The organism is Paraburkholderia sp. RL17-381-BIF-C (genome assembly GCF_046026435.1).
GTDB lineage: Bacteria > Pseudomonadota > Gammaproteobacteria > Burkholderiales > Burkholderiaceae > Paraburkholderia.
Genome location: NZ_JARESX010000148.1, coordinates 1 through 5592, shown reverse-complemented (window position 1 = coordinate 5592; position 5592 = coordinate 1). Strand labels below are relative to the sequence as shown.

General features: G+C 58.8%; 5 protein-coding genes. 2 read left to right on the top strand and 3 right to left on the bottom strand.

Annotated features, from left to right (window positions below; all coding sequences use genetic code 11):
- A partial coding sequence (locus P0D70_RS36115; RefSeq protein WP_408188037.1) for an acyl-CoA dehydrogenase N-terminal domain-containing protein occupies window positions 1-96 on the bottom strand: 96 nt, incomplete at its 3' end.
- 387 nt (window positions 97-483) lie between these two features.
- Here P0D70_RS36115 and P0D70_RS36110 point away from each other — a divergent pair.
- A complete protein-coding gene (locus P0D70_RS36110) occupies window positions 484-2121 on the top strand; it encodes a 3-(methylthio)propionyl-CoA ligase (protein WP_408188036.1) in 1638 nt (545 codons plus the stop codon).
- Window positions 2122-2138: 17 nt separating this feature from the next.
- Here P0D70_RS36110 and P0D70_RS36105 read toward each other — a convergent pair whose 3' ends face one another.
- Together P0D70_RS36105 and P0D70_RS36100 are read right to left on the bottom strand one after the other, a co-directional pair.
- Window positions 2139-3110, bottom strand: a complete 972-nt coding sequence (locus P0D70_RS36105) for an AraC family transcriptional regulator (protein ID WP_408188035.1) — start codon at window positions 3108-3110, stop codon at window positions 2139-2141.
- A gap of 193 nt (window positions 3111-3303) precedes the next feature.
- Window positions 3304-3759: a BON domain-containing protein gene (locus P0D70_RS36100; protein WP_286162153.1), complete on the bottom strand. Its 456-nt coding sequence runs from the start codon at window positions 3757-3759 to the stop codon at window positions 3304-3306.
- A gap of 493 nt (window positions 3760-4252) precedes the next feature.
- On the opposite strand from P0D70_RS36100, the gene hpnI reads away from it, so the two are divergent.
- Window positions 4253-5458 (top strand): bacteriohopanetetrol glucosamine biosynthesis glycosyltransferase HpnI, encoded by a 1206-nt coding sequence (gene hpnI / locus P0D70_RS36095; RefSeq protein ID WP_408188034.1) that lies wholly within the window; start codon window positions 4253-4255, stop codon window positions 5456-5458.
- Window positions 5459-5592: the final 134 nt, after the last annotated feature.

The window sequence follows — 5592 nt, the reverse complement described above, 5'->3', positions numbered from 1 at the left end:
ATTCGCGTCTTCGAAGCCCGGCAGCATCGCGATGTCTTCGAGACCGGCCAGTTCTTTCATCACGAACAGCATGTCCTTGATGGGTGCGCTATACATCTCCGTCTCCTTGATATGGGTATGCGAACGAGAGGCTTGCCATGCGAAACCCGCAATTCGGGCATGGACGGCAGCTCGGATGACCCATCCTACTGCCTCGCGTGCGTACGCCCGATGGCGAAATCTGCCGTTTCATTGACAAAAGCTGCCGTTTTTCCGTCGGCACAAAGCGCGGACTTGGCCGGGAGTGGATTGGCCGATTATGTCAATGAATCGGCCAAGCTTGCTAATGCTCAGGGAAGCGGGCGAATCTAGAATAGACTGAACATGCAGCCTGACGCTGCCCTCAGCGATGTTTGCGACTGGACTGACTGGCCATATTTGTCATGCCGGGCGTTCGACACCTTCCAAAGCATCGCGAGTGAAGACCCTACCGGAGACAAGCCCATGGACCTGTTTGGCCAGATGATGTACGCGCCGTTATTGTTGTCGTCGTTGCTCCAGCAGGCCGCGCGGCACTCCAGTAAGGTCGAGATCGTGTCGCGCCGCGTCGAGGGTGATATCCACCGCTACACCTATCGCGACTGCCATATCCGCTCGATGCAGCTCGCGAATGCGCTGACGGCGTACGGGATCCAACCTGGCGACCGGATCGGCACGCTCGCGTGGAACGGGTATCGCCACATGGAAATGTACTATGGCGTATCCGGCATTGGCGCTGTTTGTCATACCATCAATCCGCGGCTTTTCGCTGAGCAGATCGCCTATATCGTCAACCACGCGCAAGACCGGTTCATCTGTTTCGACATGTCGTTTGCACCGCTTGTCGAGCAGATTGCTCACCAATGTCCGCTTGTCGAGAAGTGGATCATGTTGTGCGACGAGTCGGCATTGCCGGAAACATTCGCCGTGCCATTGGAGAGCTATGAAACGTTGATCACCGGTCAGCCTCAGTCGTTCGACTGGCCGCGCTTCGACGAGCAGCGCGCAGCGGTTTTGTGCTACACGTCCGGGACGACCGGCAATCCGAAAGGCGTGCTGTATTCCCATCGCTCGCTCAGTCTGATGGCCTATGGGTCGGCGTTGCCGGATACGCTGTGTCTGTCCGCGACGGATACGGTTGCGCCCGTCGTGCCGATGTTCCATGTCAATGCGTGGGGGTTGCCGTTTTCGGCGCCGCTCGTGGGCGCCAAGCTGGTGCTCCCCGGGCCGAAGCTCGACGGCGAGTCGCTGTGGACGCTGTTCGAACAGGAAGGCGTCACCTTCTCGGCCGGCGTGCCGACCATCTGGCTTGGCCTCGTCGACTACATGCGGCGTGCGGGCAAGCACAGCACGCACTTCAAGCGCGCGATCGTCGGGGGATCGGCGTGCCCGCCGCAACTCGCTTCGTCGTTGCGCGAGCTTGGCATCAAAGCCGTGCATGCGTGGGGTATGACGGAACTGTCGCCGCTCGGCACCGTATGCTCGCCGTCGCATGGCTACGAGGAGAAGTCCGCTGAGGAGCAGAAGTGCACCGATGCAAAACAGGGGCGCGCCGTGCCCGGCATCGATCTGAAGATCGTCGGTTCGGGCGGCGTGGAGTTGCCGTGGGACGGTAAATCGGCGGGCGATCTGATGGCGCGTGGCCACTGGGTGCTGGATCGTTACTACGGCGTCGAGCAAACGGCGCTGGAAGACGGGTGGTTCTCAACGGGCGACGTTGCAACGATCGATTCTGATGGCTATATGCAGATTACGGATCGAAGCAAGGATGTCATCAAATCCGGCGGCGAATGGATTTCATCGATCGAACTCGAACATGTCGCAATGTCTCATCCCGAGATCGAATCAGCGGCTTGCATTGGGTGCGAGCACCCGAAATGGGACGAGCGTCCGCTGTTGATTGCGGTGAGGCGTGCTGGCAGCACATTGAGCGCGCAGCAATTGTTGGCGTTTTACGATGGCAAGGTCGCCAAGTGGTGGATTCCAGATGATGTGGTTTTCGTTCCCGAGATGCCGCTGACCGCGACCGGAAAGCTCCAGAAACTGGTTCTGAAGCAGCGATTTGGCAAGCATCTCGTCGATGCAGCGAAGCCCTCGGCGTAGCCTTGAGCGCAAATCACTCAAATCATCTTGCGGTAGGCCTGCGGCGTACTGCCCGTCCAGTGGCGGAACGCGCGGTGAAAGGCGGTCGGATCGTCAAAACCCACTTCGTAGGCAATCACGCCGATGGCGTCGGCCGAACGCGTGAGACGCTGGACAGCAATGTCACGGCGCAGTTCGTCTTTGATTGCCTGGAAGGTCGTACCCTCAATCGAGAGGCGGCGGCACAGCGTTCTCACTGAGTAGTGCAGACCCTGTGCGACGACTCCGATTGTGGGAATCTCGGGCAGGCAACCCGCAATGTATTGGCGAACCTGGTGACAAACCATCTGTTCGGCGAACGACACGAAGATCCAGTCTTCCGGCGCGCGCGCCAGAAACTTCTTCAGATCGGACTTGTGTTGCCGGATGGCCATGTCGAGATATCTGGCGTCGAACGACATGCAGGTCTGAGTGCAAGCGAAATGCACCGGTCCGGGAAACAGGTAAAGGTAGTCGGTCTCCCGCGATGGCCGCGGGAAATCGAACTCCACCTTGACCAGAGGGATTTTCTGCCCGATTAGCCAGGACGCCACACCGTGCACGAGCTTTAACATCAGCTCCTGGCCAAGCGCATTCTGAGACCTGTTTGCCTCGTTCGCGATGAGTTCGATCCTGCAGAGCGACTCGTCGCGTTGCGACTTCACGGTGAAGTCGTCGAGAATCAGGTGGAAGAACTGCCCGAACCGATGCATCGCGACATCCAGCCGAGGAGCGTCGAGCAGGCTGAGGCACAGATACTTGAGCGTGCCATTGCGCAATGGCCGGCTGAAAATGCCAGGCATTTCATCGTCATATTCGGCCGCAAGCAACCGATAGAGTGTTGAGAACTGCTCCTGCGTAACGCGCGCTCCCGGTCTGTGCAGCAATGCATGCGGGATGCCGGATCGTTCAGCCAGCCTCTCAATCGCCATGGGGTCTGCGCCGGCTAGAAAGCCGTTGACCAAGGACATTGAGACGGTAGCCGAGAGCGAGTTCAAGGGGGCGGTACAGTTGTGCGCAACTGCTCGATGTTATGCGTGGCTTATTTTGTCATAGGTCGGGGCCGAATGCGAATGGGCGATAGGCGAGGCGCGCAAACGTACGCCTCGCGGGCGGAAACGGCTGAAGACAGCTGTCGCATGATCTGCCAGCCGCCGCGCTTGCTTAGTTACCGGGTTGGAATACCTTCAGTCTATTGTCGACGCGCTGCACACCGGCGACGCTCTGCGCAACGGTAACGGCGCGAGCGATCTGCTTGTCATCCGGCGCACTGCCGACCAGCGTCACCACACCGTCTTTCGCAAGAATCGAAATTCCCGACGAGTTAAGCCCCTTCGATGCAGTCAGCGCGTGCCGAACGTTCTTCTGCACCAGGTGATTCTGCGCGCGACGCGCTTTCGGGCCGGATTGGGGCGCAGCTTGGGGTGCAGCCACGGGCGCGGACGACGCTATATCGTCGGACGCTGCGGTCTGTGCCAGCGCCGAAACCGAGATGATGGATGCGACACACAATGTGATCGTCTGAACGACTGCTGATTTCATAAAAACTCCAAGAGAGCTTTGCTGGGTAAATATCGACCGCGCTTTTGAGAGGGGCGCGCTTTCGTAGAAATTTGCCATCACATCATCGATATGCAGGGCGGAGCGCCGCACCTGGCAATCGCCATTCTATGGGGATGACTACCCTGTATTCGTCGATGTCGCAGGAAGAGACTGTTGTCGAAACGGTGAGTAAATCGGAGGCTTTGGAACCGTTCTGTTTCGAGTCATCCCTTGGTATTCCGAGCAGCGCATTCGGTTTAGCGCAACAGCTCACGCATGTCGTACAGGCTAATTCTGTAAAGGTGTTTTCGAGGTTGTCGCGTATATCGGGAGCGAGGACGCGTTTAATATGCCGTCGCGCCTAACCGGGAAGCACTATTTCCGGTCTGCTGCGAGAGCTTCGATAACGCAATTGCAAAGGCATTGCGCGAGATCAATAACATGGGCCTCGCCTACACCACCATCTCGAGATCCGATGAAAACTGCTGTTGCGTCCCGGTAGTCAACTGTATTGGATGCGCGTTGGCCGGTCGGGCCGGTCATCGAGAGAAGTAGCACGGGGTACTGTTCAATGATGCACGTCGTTCTGTCCGCTTTCCGGTGGCCACTGGTTGTGCTGTGCTTCATGGCCACGCTATACGCGGTCGTCGCAGCGCTCGCGACACCGTTTCTGCGCGCGAGCCGGTCGGGCAAAAACCGATTCCAGCAGTACGGAGCAATGGTCGACGGCGTCAGCGTATTGAAACCTTTGTGCGGGGCTGAGCCGAGGCTATACGAGAATCTCGCCACGTTCTGCGAGCAGACGCATTCCCACTTCCAGATTCTGTTCGGCGTGTCTTCGCCCGACGATGCCGCAATTCCAGTTGTGAGGCGTTTGCAGGCTGCGTATCCGGACCGCGACATTGAACTCGCAATCGATTCCCGGGTGCATGGCTGCAATCTGAAGGTGAGTAATCTCATCAACTTGGTTGAACGGTCCAAGTACGACATCATCGTGATCGCCGACAGCGATATCGCAGTCAACTCCGACTATTTGCGTACTGTCTCCGCGCCGTTGGCCGATGCCGGAGTCGGCGTGGTGACGTGTCTTTACGTCGCGCAGAGTGTGGGTGGCTTCTGGCCTCGCCTGGGCGCGCTCTTCATCAACGAGTGGTTTGCGCCTTCTGTGCGGGTGGCGCACGCGGTTGGCTCCCGCCGGTTTGGCTTTGGCGCGACCCTCGCATTGCGACGCACGACGCTTGAGCGCATCGGCGGCTTCGCCGTGCTGAAAGATTGCCTGGCCGACGACTACTGGCTCGCCGAGCACGTCCGTAACCTTGGACTCCGCACGGTGCTGTCACCTGTGATGGTCGCTACGGACGTCATTGAACCGACATTCGCGACCCTGTGGCTGAGGGAAACCCGCTGGTTGCGTACGATCCGGTCAGTGAATCAGCCGGGGTTCGCGTCGCTCATCATCACGTTTGCCACACCATGGATTGTGGCCGGTGCATGGCTGGCGTTAGATTTCCGTTCGGGCGAGCTAGCGAGCGCGCATCCCTGGGGAGCAACGGCGCTGGCGGTGAATTCGGCCATAGGCGTGGCCGCGCGAATAGTGCTCCACGCGCGTGGCGCGCGTGATTCACATTCGTTCTGGCGAGATCTGCCACTCGTGCCGCTGCGTGATACGTTGCTGGCGTTGCAATGGCTTGCGGGAGCGTTCGGTTCTCACGTCGTGTGGCGCGGAGCGCGCGTGCCGGTCGCACCGTCCAGCAACCCGATCAATCCTTCCGTATAAATGCGCCGGATTCCACTGAAGCATCCGATGGACTTTGAAATGACATACAGTTCGCTCGCGCAACGCGAAATTTTCCCTATAGAACACAAGTTGCCGGAGCAATCATGAAAGCGCTTTTTTTGCAGGCGCCGTCG

Coding starts and splice junctions, on each gene's coding strand:
- P0D70_RS36110 (WP_408188036.1), top strand. CDS start 484: ATGGACCTGTTTGGCCAGATGATGTACGCGCCGTTATTGTTGTCGTCG.
- P0D70_RS36105 (WP_408188035.1), bottom strand. CDS start 3,110: ATGTCCTTGGTCAACGGCTTTCTAGCCGGCGCAGACCCCATGGCGATT.
- P0D70_RS36100 (WP_286162153.1), bottom strand. CDS start 3,759: ATGGCAAATTTCTACGAAAGCGCGCCCCTCTCAAAAGCGCGGTCGATA.
- hpnI (WP_408188034.1), top strand. CDS start 4,253: ATGATGCACGTCGTTCTGTCCGCTTTCCGGTGGCCACTGGTTGTGCTG.